This is a genomic window from Streptomyces sp. NPDC093544, assembly GCF_040683495.1.
Taxonomy (GTDB): domain Bacteria; phylum Actinomycetota; class Actinomycetes; order Streptomycetales; family Streptomycetaceae; genus Streptomyces.
The window spans coordinates 163805-179668 of the sequence record NZ_JBFBEA010000020.1 but is presented as its reverse complement, the minus strand read 5'-3'; the positions used below and the strand labels follow the sequence as shown (position 1 = coordinate 179668).

Sequence of the window (15864 nt, the reverse complement as noted above, 5' to 3'; positions counted from 1 at the left end):
CGTGCGCCGCGGGTGCGGTCAGTCGGGCTTCTCGCCGGTCCGGCAGATCTGGCGGGCGATGTCGCGGAGTTTGATGTTGCGGTCCTGGGAGGCCTTCTTGAGGACCTTGAAGGCCGTGTCCTCGCTCAGCCCGTGGCGCTCCATGAGGATGCCCATGGTCTCACCGATCTCGTGACGTGTCTCCAGGGCATGGCTGAGCTGCTGGTGCGTGCGGGCAGCGGAGAACGCCACGGCCGCGTGCGAGGCGAGCACCCAGCCCGCGCGCCGTTCCGGCTCGTCGAAGGTGTGCGGCCGGCGGGAGTAGAGATTGAGTGCGCCGAGCTCGTCGTCCTCGGTGAACAGCAGAAAGCCCAAGGTGCTCCCCATGCCGAGGTTCCTCAGCTCGGGGGCGAAGCGGGACCAGCGATCGTGCGGCTCACGCAGATCCTCGATGGTGTAGACCTGTCGGCGGTCGATGACGGCGTCGAAGCACGGCCCTTCCCGCAGGTCCTGCTGGATCCGGTCCGCAGTGCGCACGAGGTCGCTCGTCGCGGACAGAGCGTGCACCTCACCGCGACGCACGGTGAGGATCCCGGCCTCGTCGACTCCCCTGATCAGCACCGACGCGTGCGCCACGATCCGGTCCAGGGTGGCCTGGACCGAGTCCTGGGCCAGCAGATCCCGCGCCATCTCTGCCAAGCCGATGGCGAACCGCTCCCAGACGTCGTCGGGTTCCTGCGCCATGTCCCACCTCCTTACTCGCTGACAGATGACTGCCGCTCGCCCGGCGCCGGCACACCACCGGCCGCGCTTCGGATCCGCTTTCCCTGGTAACTCAATGTTCAAGCAGGCGGTTTTCAGCAGGACATTCGGGTCACGCGCGGACAGGACATTCGGGTCAGCGGCTCATTTCTGTTTCACCTGTGCCATCCCGGGTGACCCGAACACCGAACGAACCCGCACCGATCCACACGACTGCGAGCGCAGGAGGCCCTCATGAGCAACTGGCGCGAATCCGCGGCATGCCGCACCGTCGACCCCGACCTGTTCTTCCCCATCGGCAACACAGGCCCCGCGATTTTGCAGATCAACGAGGCGAAAGCCGTCTGCGAGGGCTGCCCGGTCCGCGACGAGTGCCTGAAGTGGGCCCTCGAAACGGGCCAGAGCATCGGAGTCTGGGGTGGTACAAGTGAGGCTGAGCGGCGTTCACTGTGGCGGCGGGCGGCTCGGCGGTCCCGGGACACCACGGCATAGGCAGCCCCCGACAAGGGGGACAAGGTCCACGTCCGGGGAGACCGTGGAGGAGCCCACACGGGAAGGCGAGATGGCAAGCGATCCGAGTGGGGACAGGAAACCGTCGCAACAGGGGATCGAGACGCTCTCCAGAACCTTCGCAGGCCAGTTGCGCAACGTGACTGATGCACGCCTGACTGCGGAAACCTATCTGACCACGCTCGCGCGGGCGTCACCGCCCAGCGCGGTCGAGCACTGGGACGACATCCTGCTGGTGGTCACCGAACTCGTCGCCAACTCGGTCCAGTACGCCCCAGGTCCCTTCGAACTTCACATGCGCCGCACCTTCGACGGCATCCATGTGACCGTGCGGGACAGCAGTACCACCCCGCCCGCACCCCGCCCGTTCCATCCGCGGCAGGGCGGAGGCGGAATCGGCTGGCACCTGATTCACACCCTGAGCGACCAGGTCAGCGTGGTGCTGCGGCCCGACGGCAAGGACGTGCACACCTTCTTGCCCTGGTGATCTGCCGTTCCTGTCCCGGCGCCGGTCGGCCTCAGTGACCGGATCCGTAATGGCCGCCCAGCTGGTCGCGATAGGCGGGGTCGCCCAGATGCTTGTCCTTGTCGAACTCGGGTGACGCCTTGATCTCGGCCTGGCTGCGGGACACATGGACCTTCTTGGCCTCGTGGTCGATGCCCACGATCGTGCCGGCGGGCAGCATGACCTGCCTGCCGAAGATCCACACACCGGTGTCGACCACGATGTACTGCGCGACGACGTCGCCGGAGTGTTTGTCGACGGTGCCGATGTGCCCGTCCGTGGCCTCGACCGCGTAGCCGGTGAGGTCGTCGTCAGGGGTGTGACCACTGGTGGGCGTGTAGTTCCACAGAGACTCGTGCACAGGTACTCCTGGTGTCGGGGGTTGGTCGGCGGCTCGCCCGGTCCGTGACTCGGCAGGTCCGTGGCGCGCTCGCTGATGTGTCAGTCGCTGGTGTACCGGTAGCGCACCCACATGGGCAGGACGAACCAGCAGAACAGGTACCAGGCGACGACCCCGGCGACGAGCCACGGCACGTACGCGTCGTGCGTGGCCACCCGGAGAATCAGCAGGAGCGAGGAGGTCATGGTCGCGAGGAGCAGAACAAGTCCTACGAAGGTCAGCCGTGAAGCCCACCTCACCGCCTGCGGTTTGACGCGCCGCCCGGAGACGATCCGGTGCAGGGCCACGGGACCTATGAGCGCACCCGTGGCGGCGGCACCAAGGAGGACTGTGACGATGTAGATGGTCTTGTCCAGCTGCGCCAACTGCCCGTATCGCGAAGTGAATACGACGGTGAGCAGGAAGCCGAACAGGATCTGCACGCCCGTCTGAGCCACCCTGATCTCCTGGATGAGCTCACTCCACCTGCGGTCGGCCCCCTCTTCCTGGGTCTCATCCCGCCCGCCGTTCCCGGTGGCTGCTTCGTCTCCCGAGACCGTCAACTTTCCTCCCTGTTCCAGTGGTTCGGCTCAGTCGCCGGTGCGCCCCTGACTGGTCTCAGTCGCTCATCGCGGGCATCACCGCGGTCTCGCCCACGAGTTGACGACGGGCCGCCGCCAGCGCCGTCCGCACATCGCGGGTACCCGTCGAGACGCAGAGCGTGTACGCCAGATCCTGGGCCCGTCGGCCCGGTCCTTCCGTACCGTCCACTGTTTCCTGGGCAGTGAGCGCCTCGTACTCCGCCACGAGCCCGCGCAGCGTCTCCGGATGGGGCATCAGCATGTCCGTACTCCTTGGTCACATGAGAACAAGCAAGAACAAGCGAAAAAGCGAAGGCAAGCAGAAGCAGCCGACCGGTCAGGCGGCTTGCGTCGGTCCCCCGGATTCCTGGCTGCGCGCCTCGTCGTCGAGCGCCTCGGCGCGTATGCGGGCACAGCTGTTGCTGATGAGCCGGGAGACGTGCATCTGGGAGATACCCAGCCGGTCGGCGATGCGGTTCTGGGTCATGTCCTCGAAGAACCGCATGTACAGGATGGCGCGTTCGCGCTCGGGCAGGCGGCTCAGCCCCCGCTTCGCGGCCTCGCGGTCCACCACGGTGTCGAAGGAGGAATCGGCCGCGCCGAGCGTGTCGGCAAGGCTGTAGCCGTCCTCCCTGGAGGACAGTTCGGCGTCGAGGGAGAGGGTGCTGAAGCTCTCCATCGCCTCCATCCCGTCGCCGACCTCGTCCTCCGAGAGACCGGTGTGGGCGGCGATCTCGGCGGTCGTGGGCTCGGGGGAGCCGGGGAGCTGGGAGAGCTCGCGACGTGCGACCCGCACCTTGTTCCTGAGTTCCTGCACGCGTCGCGGAACCCGCAACGCCCACATACGATCGCGGAAGTGGCGCTTGATCTCGCCGGTGATGGTCGGTACCGCGTAGCTCTCGAAGGCCCCGCGCTCCGGGTCGAAACGGTCGACGGCCTTCACCAGGCCCAGTGCCGCGACCTGCCGAAGGTCCTCGATCGACTCGCCACGGTCACGGAAGCGGCCCGCGATGCGATAAGCCATCGGCAGCCACGACTCGACCAGGTCATCGCGGATGAGGTCGCGCTCGGGCCCCTCACTCAGCTCCACCAGCCGGGCGAAAGCCGACGCGCAGTCCGGTGCGTCGTCGTACGGTCGTTTGGTGGCGGACCCGCTGGGGGCGGGGCCGGCGGAAAGGCGTGCGGATACGTCAGTGAGCATGCGGAATCGCTCCTCCACGGTGCTGTCTGGGTCTGACCGCGGGACGCGGTGTTGTCGGGCCGACGGAAGGCGGCCGCGCGGCATACCACTCCCGCTGGCGCGCCTCCGGTCCGAAGCACGAAATCCAGTTGCCCGGCATTCCTCCGGTCAAACAGGGCCGTTCATTTCTTCCGCGATCCACGTCCGGAAGCCAGGCTCGTACGAAAGGACACGTGATTACGCAGGCTCACTTCGCACGGTTTCGGACGCGAGGCATATGCGCTGCGAGCCGGGGGATACGGGGGCGCCTCACGAATACCCCCGGCGGAAAGACGGAAACGAGACCGATGCTTTCCGGAAAGCCTCAGGACGACGAGGCGGAAAGCCTCAGGACGACGAGAGGGGCACCACAGCCGTGATGCGCTTTCCTCCCGCGCGCAGATCCGAGACGACGACATCGCGCGCGAGACGGCAGACGATCGGCCAGCCATGGCCTCCCACCCGCAGGTCCCCCGGCTCGTCGCCACCGCGTACGGTCAAGGGCAGTTGCTCGCTTCGGTCACTCACCGACAGGCGTACTTCGCGGTCGCCCAGCGTGACCTCGAAGTCCGTGACACCGCCCCCGTGCCGAATCGCGTTGGTCGTGAGCTCGGAGGCCACGAGCAAGGCGTCGCTGACGGCGTCTTCGTCACCAGGTGTGCCGCTGTCGCGGAATCGCCCTTCGAGCGCGCGCCGGACCTCCAGGCGCGCCTCGGCGGGACTGCGCGGCCCTGAGCGCGGCTGCTCCGGGACAGCCACCGTGCTGGTGGAGTACATCCGGTTCGTCCGGTGTTCCGCGCACATCCTTCGCTCCCAAGCGTCGTCGTGTGACCTTTTCTCGTGACCGTTTCTCATGACTTTTCACGTGACCTTCTCGCATGAGACGGAACCCGTGGACCTCTCGCATGAGACGGAATTCGGGTCGTCCTTCAACTGATCCGTCTTGTCCTCGGCGGATGGTCCACCTCTACGGCTGACCGCGGAATGCCGCTCCAAACCCCGTCGGCCGCGAGGGCCTGGTGGCAGCCGGGTACTGGTTCAACGGACTCGCCGCAAGCTGAGCCATTGGTACAGTCGGGAGTGATCACCCGAGGCGGCAGGAGGAAGACGGACCATGGCCGTGGACGAGCTCGACACCCGTATTCTGCGGCTGCTGCTGGAGCAGCCACGCACCAGCGTGCGCGAGTACGCCCGCACGCTCGGCATCGCCCGTGGCACCCTTCAGGCCCGCCTCGACCGGCTGGAGCGGGACGGAGTGATCACCGGTACGAGCCCGACCCTGTCCCCCGCGGCACTCGGCCACCCCGTGCTCGCCTTCGTGCACATCGAGGTCACGCAGGGTCATCTCGACGACGTGGGCGACGCGTTGGCCGCCGTGCCGGAGATCATCGAGGCGTTCTCGATCACGGGTGGCGGTGATCTGCTGACCCGGGTCGTGGCACGCGACAACGCGCACCTGGAAGACGTCATCCAGGCGCTGATCAGCATGCCGGGCGTCGTGCGCACCCGCACGGAGGTGGCACTGCGCGAGCGCGTCCCGCAGCGGTTGCTGCCGCTGGTGGAGTCGATCGGCCGCACCGCGAAGAACTGACCGGCCGCACCGCGAGGAACTGACCGGTCGCGCCGAACGAGGAACCAGAGGAACCAACTGACCGGCCGCTTCACCACCCGCATCCACAGCGCCGGCGGCCACGGCAGCCCGGCGCCGAGCCGATCATTGGCATCCTGGAACCCATGAGCACTCTCGGCAGCACCGCAGTCATCTTCGATCTCGACGGAACGCTCGTGGACAGCGAGCCGAACTACTTCGAGGCGGGCCGGCAGACGCTCTCCGAGCACGGCGTCGCCGACTTCACCTGGTCCGATCACGAGAGTTACGTCGGTATCAGCGTCCAGGAGACGCTCGGCCTCTGGAAGAAGCGCTACGGCCTGGCGGTCCCGCTCGACACCCTCCTCGCCGACACGAACCGCCGCTATCTGGCGCTGGCCCGCGCCTCCACGCGCGTGTACCCGGAGATGCGGAAGTTCGTGGAGCTGCTGGCCGGCGACGGCGTCCCGATGGCCGTGGCCTCAGGCTCCTCACCGCAGGCCATCGAGGCGATCCTGACCGGCACGGGACTGGTCTCCTACCTGCCGACCGTCGTCTCGTCCGACGAGGTCGCGCACGGCAAGCCCGCACCCGACGTCTTCCTGGAGGCGGCACGCCGCCTGGGGACGTCCGCGGCCGACTGCGTGGTCCTGGAGGACGCCGCGCCGGGCGCCGCGGCCGCGCACGCTGCCGGGATGCGCTGCATCGCCATCCCGTACGTCGCCGCCCAGGCCGACGACCCGCAGTTCGCCACGGCGGGGCTGCTGCTACGCGGCGGCCAGGCCGAATTCACAGCACGGGCCGCGTACGACTGGCTCGTGGACTCGGCTCCAGCTTCCTGAGATTCCCTCGCCGACCCCGGCAGCGGGTCACGCGGCCGCCTCGGTGCGGGCCGCGGCCTCTTTCCCGTCCACGTCACGGTGGATCGGCGTCCCCGAGCCGGTCAGCGGGACGCCGGTCCCTCCCCGGCGGGCCGCGACGATCTCCGCCGCGATGGACAGGGCGGTCTCCTCAGGCGTACGGGCACCGAGGTCGAGCCCGATCGGGGACCGGAGGCGGGCCAACTCGGCGTCGGTGAGCCCGACTTCGCGTAGCCGGCGGTCACGGTCCTCATGGGTGCGGCGCGAGCCCATCGCGCCGACGAAGGCGACAGGCAGCCGCAGGGCCGTCTCCAGCAGCGGAATGTCGAACTTGGCGTCGTGCGTGAGCACGCAGAGCACTGTGCGCCCGTCGGTCCCCGTGCTCCGGAGGTAGCGGTGCGGCCAGTCGACCACGATGTCGTCGGCCTCGGGGAAGCGGAGGCGCGTGGCGAAGACGGGCCGGGCATCGCACACGGTCACGTGATAGCCGAGGAACCTCCCCGCCCGCACCAGCGCCGCGGCGAAGTCCACGGCACCGAACACGATCATGCGGGGCGGCGGCACCCTTGTCTCGACGAACAGGGTCACTCCGCCCGGGCAGCGCGATCCGTCCTCCGCGATCTCGACCGTGCCCGTGCGACCGGTGTCCAGCATCGCGCGGGCCTCCGCCAGCGCCGTCCGGTCCAGAGCCGGCAGGTCGTCGCCGTCGTCGGTGTGGGGGCCTCCGAGACCGCCGTCGTACGAGCCGTCCGAGCCGCCGAGCTTCCCGTCGTGTGACCCGTCGGCGTGGACCAACAGCGACCCGCCGAGCAGTTCGGCCGGACCGCGGACCACCCGGGCCACGGCGACCGCCTCCCGGCGCGCGGCGGCCGACAGGGCCGCCGCGAACACCTTCCCGTCCGGCGCGTCGGCTCTCACCGGCGTGACCAGGACGTCGATGACCCCGCCACAGGTGAGGCCCACCGCGAAGGCGTCCTCGTCGCTGTAGCCGAACCGTTCGAGCACCGTGTGGCCGTCCTGGAGCGCCTGGACGCACAGCTCGTACACCGCCCCTTCGACGCAGCCGCCGGAGACCGAGCCGATGACCGTGCCATGGCCGTCGACGGCGAGGGCGGCGCCGGGATCGCGTGGCGCGCTGCCGCCGACGGACACCACGGTGGCGACGGCGAAGTCCCGGCCCTCCTCGGCCCATTGGTTCAGCTCGTCGGCAAGGTCAAGCATGTCCGCCCGCAGTCGCCATCAGCACGCGGTCGGGCCGGATCGGCAGGTTTCGCTGGCGTACGCCGGTCGCGTGCCACACCGCGTTGGCTATCGCCGCGGCGCCGCCCACAACCCCGATCTCCCCGATGCCCTTGATTCCGACGGGGTCGTCGGGGTCCGGGTCGTCCACCCAGTCCGCCTCGATCGGCGGGATGTCGGCGTGCGCGGCGAAGTGGTAGCCCGCGAGGTCGGCCCCGACATGGCCGCCGGAGGCCTGGTCCCTGACCGCCTCTTCGTGCAGCGCCATGGACAGCCCCCAGACCATTCCGCCGATGAACTGTCCGCGTGCGGTCAGCGGGTTGACGATGCGGCCCGCTGCGAAGATGCCGAGCATCCGCCGTACGCGTACTTCACCGCTGGTGACATCCACCGCGACCTCGGCGAACTGCGCCCCGAACGCGTTCCGTTCCTTCTTCGAGAGTGCGCGGACGGCTTCGGCGGTGTCCGACCGTGCGGTGATCCCCTGGGGTGGAATGCCGCCGCCCAGGGCGAGTTGCTCACGCAGCTCGCCCGCGGCGACGGTGATCGCCCAGGACCAGGAGCGGGTACCCATCGAGCCGCCTGCGATCATCGCCTGACCGAAATCGCTGTCGGCGATCCGGACCCGTACCCGCCCCTGTCCCACCTCCAGCGCGTCCGCGGCGATCTGGGTGAGCGCGGTGCGCGCCCCCGTCCCGATGTCCGCCGCGGTGATCCGCACGGTGAAGGTACCGTCCGACTCCGCGGTCACGGCCGCCGTCGACGGTGCGGAGAGCGTAGGGAACGCGGACGCCGCCATACCGGTGCCGAGCAGCCAGCGCCCTTCGCGGCGGACGCCCGGACGCGGGTCGCGGTCCGCCCAGCCGAACCTGCGGGCGCCCTCCCGGTAGCAGGCGAGGACGTTCCGGCTGGCGAACGGCAGCCCGGAGACGGGCCCGACGCTGGGCTCGTTGCGTACGCGCAGCTCGATCGGATCGATGCCGCACTTCTCGGCGAGTTCGTCGAGCGCGGACTCCACCGCGAACGAGCCCGGCGCCTCGCCCGGCGCGCGCATCCAGCTCGGCGTCGGCACGTCGAGCCGTACGACACGGTTCACGGTGTGATGCGCATCGGCGTCGTACATCGCATGCCCGAAGTTGGCGCTGTTCTCGACGAATTCATGGACGGTCGAGGTCAGGCTGTGCGCCTGGTGGTCGAACGCGCGCAGTCGCCCGTCGGCGTCGGCACCGAGCCGGACGCGCTGCGCGGTGGGGCTGCGGTAGCCGACCAGCGAGAACATCTGACGGCGGGTCAGTACGACCCTGACCGGGCGGTGCAGGACAGTCGCCGCCATCACGGCGAGGACCGAGTGCGGACGGGTCGCCTTGGCTCCGAAGCCACCGCCGACGTGTTCGGACCGCACCCGCACCGAGTCCCGGTCGAGCGAGAACAGTTTCGCGAGCTCGTCCGCCACGAACCCGCTGCCCTGGTTGGAGTCGACGACTTCGAGTCGGCCGTTGTCCCAGCGCGCCATCGCCGCGTGCGGCTCCAAGGGGCTGTGGTGCTCCTCCGGCGTGGTGTACTCGGCGTCCAGGACGACGGCGGACGCGGCGAGTTCGGACTCCAGGTCCCCTTTCGCCGTCTCCGAGTCCTCCGGTGTGTACGTCCCCGGGCGCCCGGGGAAGAACGCGACGTCGTGCGGCTCCTCGTCGTACCGGACCACCAGCGCCTCGGCGGCCTCCCTCGCCTGCTCGGACGTTTCGGCGACGACCAGAGCCACCGGCCAGCCCACGAAGGGGACGCGGTCGTGCTGGAAGAGCTGCAGCACGGGGTCGGGCCGCCCGAACGCGTTCGTGTAGTTCACGTCGAGGCGCGGGGCGTTCCCGTGGTGCAGGACGGTGAGAACTCCTGGCATCCCGAGGACGGGCGCGTCCTGCACCGAGCGGATACGGCCGCGGGCCGTGGTCGACAACACCAGCCAGCCGTGGGCGAGTTCGGCGTAGGGAATCTCTCCGGCGTAGCGGGCCGCTCCGGTGACCTTGGCCCTGCCCTCCACGCGTGTGTGGGCGGTGCCGACGGCTCGGGTCACGGCAGCGGCTCCGGTCGTCGTGGTCGGCGTCGTCATCGGGTCGCCTCCTCGGTGAGTTCGGTCAGCACGGCCACGACGAGGTTGCGGATCAGGGTCACCTTGTATCCGTTGTGGGGCAGCGCTTCGGCGGCCGCCAGTTCGGCGTCGGCCGCTGCGGCGAACGCCTCGGCGCTCACCGGTCCCCCGGTCAGCACCCGCTCGGCCTCCGAGGCCCGCCACGGCCGGGACGCCACCGCTCCGAAGGCCAGGCGCACTTCACGTACGACATCACCCTGGATGTCGAGAGCGGCGGCGACCGAGCCGACGGCGAAGGCGTACGAGGCTCGCTCGCGCACCTTGCGGTAGCGGGAGTTGGCGGCGACCCGCGCCGGCGGCAGGGTGACGCCGGTGATCAGTGCGCCGGGCGGCAGTGCCGTCTCCAGATGAGGGGTGTCACCCACGGGGAGGTAGAACTCCGCGAGCGGCAACTCGCCGGGCCCGTCCGTCGTTTCGTACGACACGACGGCGTCGAAGGCGGCGAGCGCCACCGCCATGTCCGAGGGGTGGGTGGCCACGCAGTGTTCGGAGGCTCCGAGGATGGCGGAGTTGTGGTGTTCGCCCTCGACGGCGGGGCAACCACTGCCGGGGGCACGCCTGTTGCAGGGTTTCGCCAGGTCGGTGAAGTAGCCGCAGCGGGTGCGCTGAAGCAGGTTCCCGCCGACCGTGGCCATGTTGCGCAGCTGACCGGAGGCGCCGGCCAGGACGGCCTGCGTCAACGCCGGGTAGTGGCGGCGTACTTCGGGGTGGGCGGCGAGGTCGCTGTTGGTGACCGTCGCGCCGATGCGCAGACCGTCTTCCGGCGTGAACTCGATCCGGTCGAGGGGCAGTTCGCGTACGTCGACGAGCCGGGCGGGCCTTTCCACGCCGGCCTTCATCAGGTCGACGAGGTTGGTGCCGCCGCCGAGGAAGCGTGCCTCGGGGTCGGCGTCGAGCAGGGCGACCGCGCCGGAGACGTCGAAGGCGCGCTGATAGTCGAACTCCCTCATGCCGCCGCCCCCTCGGTCTGGGTTCCACTCTCGGCCGTCTGAGCCTGCGCGGCCCGCTCGACCGCCCGCACGATCGACACATAAGCGCCGCAGCGGCACAGGTTGCCACTCATCCGCTCGCGTATCTCGTCGGCGGTGAGCGGCGGGACCTCCGCTTCGGGCCGGACGTCGGCGGTCACGGCGCTCGGCCAGCCCGCCGCGTGCTCCTCGATCACCGCGAGGGCGGAACAGATCTGCCCCGGTGTGCAGTACCCGCACTGGTAGCCGTCGAGGTCGAGGAAGGCCTGCTGGACGGGGTGCAGCCGCTCACCGTCCGCCACACCTTCGATGGTGGTGACCTCCCGCCCCTCGGCGGCGACCGCGAGCTGAAGGCAGGACAGGGCCCGGCGCCCGTCGAGCAGCACCGTGCAGGCGCCGCACTGGCCCTGGTCGCAGCCCTTCTTGGTACCGGTCAGATCCAGCCGCTCGCGCAGCGCGTCGAGCAGGGTGGTGCGGTGGTCGACAGGCAGCGTGTATTTCTCCCCGTTGATGTTCAGGGTGATGGCGCTCGACGTCGCGGGGGCCATGAATCGGCCTTCTTTCGCGTAGCACTACGGGTGGCGGAGTCGGTGGCAATGGACATCAATCGGCCGCACTGGCCTGCTCTGCCGCTACAGTGGACTCTAAGCGGACAGCTGTCCGGTAGCCCTTTAACCTAACGGACAGTTGTCCGCTTAGCAAGACCCGGCCGGAAGGAGGACGTGTGCAGCCAGACGAGGACACGAACGACGTGGACACGAGCGACAAGGGCGCCCCTCTGCGTTCGGACGCCCAACGCAATCGCGAGCGCATCCTCGCAGTGGCTCTCACGGAGCTGACGTGCGCGGCGGACGCCCCGCTGAGCGTGATCGCGAAGAAGGCCGGCGTCGGGCAGGGGACGTTCTACCGGAACTTCCCGAACCGCGAGGCCCTCGTCCTCGAGGTGTACCGCTACGAGGTGCAGCAGGTCGCCGACACCGCGGCCCAGCTGCTGGAGACCCGCGCTCCCGACCAAGCCCTGCGGGAGTGGATGGACCGCCTCGCCCAGTACGCCATGGCCAAGGCCGGCCTGGCCGACGCGCTGCGCAAGACCGCCGGCCCGCCGCACGGCACCCTGGCCAAGGTGGGGTACGGCCCGGTGACCTCGGCCATCACCCTGCTGCTGAAGGCGAACGAAGAGGCGGGCACCATTCGCCCGGGGGTGACCCACGACGACTTCATGCTCGCCATCGCCGGACTCTGGCAGATCGACCCGCACGGAGAGTGGCAGCCGCGCGCCCGACGACTGCTGGACCTGGTCATGGACGGCTTGCGCGCGGGCGCACCCGGGTCTTGATCGACGCCGCCGTCTCAGGAGTCCTGGCTCCGGTCAGCGCGGCCATGCGCACCTACCGGTCTGGCGGTTACGGCGGCGCATGAGCCTCGTCCGTCGGGACGGGCCGGCCGGCCATGGCGGGCTGGTCAGCGACGGACCAGCCTGGCGTGCGTGACGGCCGCCGAGCTGACCAGTTCCGCGACCCGGTAGCCGTCGACCCCGTCCCCCAGGTTGTCGAACAGGCGCTCGCCCCTCCCGAGGAGAGTCGGGAAGATGGCCAGGTGCAGCTCGTCGATCAGACCGGCGCGCAGGTACTGCTGAACGGTGGCCGCCCCTCCGCCGAGCCGCACATCCTTGCCCGCCGCCGCCTTGAACGCCCGCTCCAGCACCGTCTCGACGGGTTCGTCGGTGAAGTGGAACGTGGTCCCGCCCTCCATCACCAGCGAAGGCCGCAGGTGGTGCGTGTGCACGAAAACGTCGTTGTGGTAGGGCGGGTTGTCGCCCCACCAGCCGCGCCAGGTCTCGTCCGGCCAGGGTCCTCGCTGGGGCCCGAACATGTTGCGCCCCATGATGGTGGCCCCGATGTTCTCCTCACCGCGGGCGACGTGATCGACGTCGATCCCTGTCTTACCCTCGGCCCGGTCACGCATGGCGGCGAACATCCATGCGTGCATGTCCTCTCCGAAGCCCTCACCGAGCGGATACTCCAGCCGCTGGTGGGGGCCGGCGGCAAAGCCGTCCAGCGAGATCGTGATGTTGTGTACGCGCAGCTTCGGCATCGTCGTACTCCTCGGGTTCGCCGTTTCCGTCTCTCACCCCTACGTCGAACAGGAGACACCCGGATCGACAGCCCTCGACGACGACTTGCGGATCAGGAGCGGAAGTTGCGCCGATACGGCCGGGAGGTCACACGCCGCGCTCCGAGGTTCTACGCGCCGCTCGCGTCCAGCATCTCCTCGCGCTCGACGAGCTTCACGCGCTCGCGGCCCTGCGGTTCGCCGAGTGCCTTCTCCGCGGCGTCGAGGCGGTACCAGCCCTCCCACGTGGTGTAGCGGACGTTCCGCTCGGCCAGGAACGCGTCCACGGCCTCCGGGGCGGGTGCGGCGGGGGTGTGCAGGCGGCCGTTGCCGTGGTCGTCGAGCAGGCTGGCCACCGTCTCGTTGGCGTCGCCCTTGGTATGGCCGATCAGACCCACCGGGCCGCGCCGGATCCAGCCGGTGACGTACGTCGACCGGAGGTGCTCGCCGGTCTCCTCGATCACCCGGCCGCCCTTGTCCGGGACCGTGCCCGAGTCGACGTCCCAGGGCAGCTTGGGCAGCTTGTCGGAGAGGTAGCCGACGGCGCGGTAGACGGCGCCGAGGTCCCAGTCCTTGAACTCGCCGGTGCCCTTGACATTGCCGGTGCCGTCCAGAGCGGTGCGCTCGGTGCGCAGGCCGACGACCTTGCCGTCCTCGCCGAGGATCTCGGTGGGCGACTCGAAAAAGTGCAGGAACAGCTTGTGCTGCCGGTCGCCGACGTCGCGGATGGCCCAGTTCTCCAGGGTCTTGGCGACCATGTCGGTCTGCTTCTCGCCGCGCCGGGCCGCGATCGAACCCTCGTCGTAGTCGATGTCCTCGGGGTCGACGATGACCTCGATGTTCGGGGAGTGGTCAAGCTCCCGCAGCTCCATCGGGCTGAACTTCGCCTGCGCGGGGCCACGACGGCCGAAGACGTGGACCTCCAGCGCCTTGTTGGCCTTGAGGCCGTCGTGGACGTTCGGCGGGATCTCGGTCGGCAGCAGCTCGTCCGCCGTCTTGGCCAGGATGCGGGCCACGTCGAGGGCGACATTGCCGACGCCGAGGACGGCGACCTTCTCGGCATCCAGCGGCCAGGTCCGCGGCACGTCCGGGTGCCCGTCGTACCAGGAGACGAAGTCCGCCGCACCGTACGAACCGTCGAGGTTGATACCGGGTATGTCGAGCGCCCGGTCGGCCGTCGCGCCCGTGGAGAAGATCACCGCGTCGTAGAAGGCGCGCAGATCGTCGAGGTTGATGTCGCCCGGGTAGTCGACGTTGCCGAAGAGGCGGACCTGGGGCTTGTCGAGCACCTGATTCAGGGCCTTGACGATGCCCTTGATCCGCGGGTGGTCGGGGGCGACGCCGTAGCGGATCAGTCCGAAGGGGGCCGGCATCCGCTCGAAGAGGTCGATGGAGACACCGGGCTCGGTCGCCGCCACTGCGGACTTCAGCAGCGCGTCGGCAGCGTAGATCCCGGCGGGGCCGGCTCCGACAATGGCTACCCGCAGAGGGCGAGGCATGTTCAGGTTCCCTTCGAGCGACAACAGACGTACTCGCCGCGAAGCCTAAACTAAGGCAAGCCTAAGTCTGTAGTCGGGTTCGATCTATGACCTCATAAGTCCGGCTTATGAGTCGACGGGCCCCGGAAATCGCTCGACAGCCCCCTCAGAAACCCGAGCGACATGGCCGCCACCGACGTGCCCTGGGCGATCGCGGACTGATCTCTCCGGCAATGCGGAATGACCTACGGGGGTGCGGTAGTTGCAATCAGCAGACGAGTGCGGCGGACGGGCGTGCGCCTGTCCGCCTCGGGTGCCACACGAGGGAGCGGGCATGACAGTCCAAGACGTCGACCTGGTGAGCTTCGTACAGGAGTGGGAGCAATGGCACACCGCGAAGGAGGGAGTGCTCGCCGGTCCGCACGGGTTTCTCGCGATCACGAGCCTGCGCTGGCTGAGTGCGGAGCCGGCTCGGTTCGAGGACGCCCCGGGAGCCTGGTCGAGCACCGTCGACGGGGTGGTGGTCGAGCTGGCCGACGGTGAAGAGCTGACCGTCGACGGCACGGCGGTACGCGGCCGGTACGACTTCGGGGTCATCGCCGAACGGGCCAGTGTCGAGGCGAGCTGGGGTGACGCGGTGATCGAGGTCGCCAAGCGCGGCGGCCACGACATCGTCCGTCCCCGCCACCCCGACAGCGCGCTGCGCACCGCCTTCACCCAGACCCCGGCCTACGCCCCCGACCCCCGCTGGGTCCGTCCCGGACGGTTCCTGCCCTTCGCCGAACCGCGCCAGGTGACCGTCGGCGCCGCCGTCGAGGGCCTGGAGCACGTCTACGACTCCCCCGGCCAGGTCGAGTTCGAACTGGACGGCACACCGCACCGGCTCACCGCGTTCAACGGCAGGGTCCCGGGCAGCCTGAGTGTGCTGTTCACGGACAAGACCTCCGGCGTGACCACGTACGCGGCGAACCGCGCCCTCCAGATCGCTCCCCCCGACGGCGAGGGCAGGGTGAGTGTCGACTTCAACCGCGCCGGCAACCTCCCCTGCGCCTACACCGACCTGGCGACCTGCCCGCTCCCGCCGACAGAGAACCGGCTGCCGGTTCCCGTCGAAGCGGGCGAGAAGATCCCCCTGGAGCGCGGCGGAGAACTCTGACCCTGGTTCAGGCCCGGTCTCCCGCGGAGGGCGGCGGCACGACGCCGCCGTCCGCCGTCCGCCGACGGCCGCGGTGCGAGTTGCTCGTTGCTCGTTGCTCGTTGCTCGTTGCTCGTTGAACAGCGTGACAGGGCGATCTAGCCGTTCGCCGTCCACCGTGATGTCGACCACCTCGTTGCAGAAGGCGACGCGTCCCTCGATGGCGGCCACCGCGGGCAGCGGGTCCGGGTAGCTCCAGACGATGTTCGGCGGCAGCTCGGCCCGCGCGGCGCGGCCCTGCTCACCACGGAGTGGGGCGTGGGCTTCCGGCTGCGCGAGACGCCGGAGCTTGCGGCGCGGGGCTCGGGTCCGACGTAGACGCGGGGCGCGGTCCCACGTGGACGTG

At 69.5% G+C, this 15864-nt stretch carries 18 protein-coding genes and 1 pseudogene; 6 read left to right on the top strand and 13 right to left on the bottom strand.

Annotation, left to right across the window (positions count from 1 at the left end):
- Window positions 1-18 precede the first annotated feature (18 nt).
- Window positions 19-723 carry a GAF and ANTAR domain-containing protein gene (locus AB0N66_RS29100; RefSeq protein ID WP_365440505.1) on the bottom strand — a complete coding sequence of 235 codons (705 nt, stop codon included), beginning with the start codon at window positions 721-723 and terminating at the stop codon, window positions 19-21.
- Window positions 724-975: 252 nt separating this feature from the next.
- Between AB0N66_RS29100 and AB0N66_RS29095 the strand changes: the two genes are divergently transcribed.
- Together AB0N66_RS29095 and AB0N66_RS29090 are read left to right on the top strand one after the other, a co-directional pair.
- On the top strand, window positions 976-1233 hold the full coding sequence (locus AB0N66_RS29095; protein ID WP_365440503.1) for a WhiB family transcriptional regulator: 258 nt from the start codon (window positions 976-978) through the stop codon (window positions 1231-1233).
- Window positions 1234-1303: 70 nt separating this feature from the next.
- The gene (locus AB0N66_RS29090; protein WP_365440501.1) at window positions 1304-1738 is read left to right on the top strand and encodes an ATP-binding protein; all 435 of its coding nucleotides are present in this window, start codon (window positions 1304-1306) and stop codon (window positions 1736-1738) included.
- A gap of 31 nt (window positions 1739-1769) precedes the next feature.
- On the opposite strand, the gene AB0N66_RS29085 is transcribed toward AB0N66_RS29090, so the two are convergent.
- The 5 genes from AB0N66_RS29085 to AB0N66_RS29065 all read right to left on the bottom strand — a co-directional run bounded on the left by AB0N66_RS29085 (window position 1770) and on the right by AB0N66_RS29065 (window position 4712).
- Window positions 1770-2117: a PRC-barrel domain containing protein gene (locus tag AB0N66_RS29085; RefSeq protein ID WP_365440499.1), complete on the bottom strand. Its 348-nt coding sequence runs from the start codon at window positions 2115-2117 to the stop codon at window positions 1770-1772.
- 80 nt (window positions 2118-2197) lie between these two features.
- On the bottom strand, window positions 2198-2698 hold the full coding sequence (locus tag AB0N66_RS29080) for a DUF6328 family protein (protein ID WP_365440497.1): 501 nt from the start codon (window positions 2696-2698) through the stop codon (window positions 2198-2200).
- 55 nt (window positions 2699-2753) lie between these two features.
- Window positions 2754-2978 carry a DUF5133 domain-containing protein gene (locus AB0N66_RS29075; RefSeq protein WP_365440495.1) on the bottom strand — a complete coding sequence of 75 codons (225 nt, stop codon included), beginning with the start codon at window positions 2976-2978 and terminating at the stop codon, window positions 2754-2756.
- Window positions 2979-3053: 75 nt separating this feature from the next.
- Window positions 3054-3917: a SigB/SigF/SigG family RNA polymerase sigma factor gene (locus AB0N66_RS29070; protein WP_365440493.1), complete on the bottom strand. Its 864-nt coding sequence runs from the start codon at window positions 3915-3917 to the stop codon at window positions 3054-3056.
- A 366-nt stretch (window positions 3918-4283) separates the two neighbouring features.
- Window positions 4284-4712, bottom strand: coding sequence for an ATP-binding protein (locus tag AB0N66_RS29065; RefSeq protein WP_365440491.1), 429 nt, complete (start codon window positions 4710-4712; stop codon window positions 4284-4286).
- Between the two features lie 337 nt (window positions 4713-5049).
- Between AB0N66_RS29065 and AB0N66_RS29060 the strand changes: the two genes are divergently transcribed.
- Together AB0N66_RS29060 and AB0N66_RS29055 are read left to right on the top strand one after the other, a co-directional pair.
- Window positions 5050-5526: an Lrp/AsnC family transcriptional regulator gene (locus AB0N66_RS29060; RefSeq protein ID WP_365440489.1), complete on the top strand. Its 477-nt coding sequence runs from the start codon at window positions 5050-5052 to the stop codon at window positions 5524-5526.
- Between the two features lie 143 nt (window positions 5527-5669).
- Window positions 5670-6365, top strand: coding sequence for an HAD family phosphatase (locus AB0N66_RS29055; RefSeq protein WP_365440487.1), 696 nt, complete (start codon window positions 5670-5672; stop codon window positions 6363-6365).
- A gap of 27 nt (window positions 6366-6392) precedes the next feature.
- Here AB0N66_RS29055 and AB0N66_RS29050 read toward each other — a convergent pair whose 3' ends face one another.
- The 4 genes from AB0N66_RS29050 to AB0N66_RS29035 are packed head-to-tail and all read right to left on the bottom strand — an operon-like array spanning window position 6393 to window position 11281.
- Complete coding sequence (locus AB0N66_RS29050) at window positions 6393-7604, bottom strand: XdhC/CoxI family protein (protein WP_365440485.1); 1212 nt, start codon at window positions 7602-7604, stop codon at window positions 6393-6395.
- Window positions 7597-9726 (bottom strand): xanthine dehydrogenase family protein molybdopterin-binding subunit, encoded by a 2130-nt coding sequence (locus AB0N66_RS29045; protein WP_365440483.1) that lies wholly within the window; start codon window positions 9724-9726, stop codon window positions 7597-7599. The genes AB0N66_RS29050 and AB0N66_RS29045 overlap by 8 nt, the downstream gene beginning before the upstream one ends.
- Complete coding sequence (locus AB0N66_RS29040; RefSeq protein WP_365440481.1) at window positions 9723-10715, bottom strand: xanthine dehydrogenase family protein subunit M; 993 nt, start codon at window positions 10713-10715, stop codon at window positions 9723-9725. Before AB0N66_RS29040 ends, AB0N66_RS29045 begins: the two co-directional genes overlap by 4 nt.
- Window positions 10712-11281 (bottom strand): 2Fe-2S iron-sulfur cluster-binding protein, encoded by a 570-nt coding sequence (locus AB0N66_RS29035; protein WP_365440479.1) that lies wholly within the window; start codon window positions 11279-11281, stop codon window positions 10712-10714. Before AB0N66_RS29035 ends, AB0N66_RS29040 begins: the two co-directional genes overlap by 4 nt.
- Before the next feature lie 203 nt (window positions 11282-11484).
- Between AB0N66_RS29035 and AB0N66_RS29030 the strand changes: the two genes are divergently transcribed.
- Window positions 11485-12069, top strand: a complete 585-nt coding sequence (locus tag AB0N66_RS29030) for a TetR/AcrR family transcriptional regulator (protein ID WP_365440521.1) — start codon at window positions 11485-11487, stop codon at window positions 12067-12069.
- 125 nt (window positions 12070-12194) lie between these two features.
- On the opposite strand, the gene AB0N66_RS29025 is transcribed toward AB0N66_RS29030, so the two are convergent.
- Both AB0N66_RS29025 and AB0N66_RS29020 read right to left on the bottom strand, forming a co-directional pair.
- Window positions 12195-12827, bottom strand: a complete 633-nt coding sequence (locus tag AB0N66_RS29025; RefSeq protein WP_365440477.1) for a dihydrofolate reductase family protein — start codon at window positions 12825-12827, stop codon at window positions 12195-12197.
- A 149-nt stretch (window positions 12828-12976) separates the two neighbouring features.
- Entirely contained in the window at window positions 12977-14344 is a 1368-nt protein-coding gene (locus AB0N66_RS29020; protein ID WP_365440475.1) for an FAD-dependent oxidoreductase, read from the bottom strand.
- Window positions 14345-14657: 313 nt separating this feature from the next.
- Here AB0N66_RS29020 and AB0N66_RS29015 point away from each other — a divergent pair, with 313 nt between their 5' ends.
- A complete protein-coding gene (locus AB0N66_RS29015) occupies window positions 14658-15479 on the top strand; it encodes a DUF1684 domain-containing protein (RefSeq protein WP_365440473.1) in 822 nt (273 codons plus the stop codon).
- A gap of 114 nt (window positions 15480-15593) precedes the next feature.
- Here AB0N66_RS29015 and AB0N66_RS29010 read toward each other — a convergent pair.
- Window positions 15594-15737: pseudogene (locus tag AB0N66_RS29010) on the bottom strand (DUF427 domain-containing protein); the annotation flags it as partial.
- Window positions 15738-15864: the final 127 nt, after the last annotated feature.

Bases quoted from the DNA above. Each gene is read 5' to 3' on its own strand.
- AB0N66_RS29100 (WP_365440505.1), bottom strand. From the start codon at position 723: ATGGCGCAGGAACCCGACGACGTCTGGGAGCGGTTCGCCATCGGCTTG.
- AB0N66_RS29095 (WP_365440503.1), top strand. From the start codon at position 976: ATGAGCAACTGGCGCGAATCCGCGGCATGCCGCACCGTCGACCCCGAC.
- AB0N66_RS29090 (WP_365440501.1), top strand. From the start codon at position 1,304: ATGGCAAGCGATCCGAGTGGGGACAGGAAACCGTCGCAACAGGGGATC.
- AB0N66_RS29075 (WP_365440495.1), bottom strand. From the start codon at position 2,978: ATGCTGATGCCCCATCCGGAGACGCTGCGCGGGCTCGTGGCGGAGTAC.
- AB0N66_RS29070 (WP_365440493.1), bottom strand. From the start codon at position 3,917: ATGCTCACTGACGTATCCGCACGCCTTTCCGCCGGCCCCGCCCCCAGC.
- AB0N66_RS29065 (WP_365440491.1), bottom strand. From the start codon at position 4,712: ATGTACTCCACCAGCACGGTGGCTGTCCCGGAGCAGCCGCGCTCAGGG.
- AB0N66_RS29060 (WP_365440489.1), top strand. From the start codon at position 5,050: ATGGCCGTGGACGAGCTCGACACCCGTATTCTGCGGCTGCTGCTGGAG.
- AB0N66_RS29055 (WP_365440487.1), top strand. From the start codon at position 5,670: ATGAGCACTCTCGGCAGCACCGCAGTCATCTTCGATCTCGACGGAACG.
- AB0N66_RS29050 (WP_365440485.1), bottom strand. From the start codon at position 7,604: ATGCTTGACCTTGCCGACGAGCTGAACCAATGGGCCGAGGAGGGCCGG.
- AB0N66_RS29045 (WP_365440483.1), bottom strand. From the start codon at position 9,726: ATGACGACGCCGACCACGACGACCGGAGCCGCTGCCGTGACCCGAGCC.
- AB0N66_RS29040 (WP_365440481.1), bottom strand. From the start codon at position 10,715: ATGAGGGAGTTCGACTATCAGCGCGCCTTCGACGTCTCCGGCGCGGTC.
- AB0N66_RS29035 (WP_365440479.1), bottom strand. From the start codon at position 11,281: ATGGCCCCCGCGACGTCGAGCGCCATCACCCTGAACATCAACGGGGAG.
- AB0N66_RS29025 (WP_365440477.1), bottom strand. From the start codon at position 12,827: ATGCCGAAGCTGCGCGTACACAACATCACGATCTCGCTGGACGGCTTT.
- AB0N66_RS29020 (WP_365440475.1), bottom strand. From the start codon at position 14,344: ATGCCTCGCCCTCTGCGGGTAGCCATTGTCGGAGCCGGCCCCGCCGGG.
- AB0N66_RS29015 (WP_365440473.1), top strand. From the start codon at position 14,658: ATGACAGTCCAAGACGTCGACCTGGTGAGCTTCGTACAGGAGTGGGAG.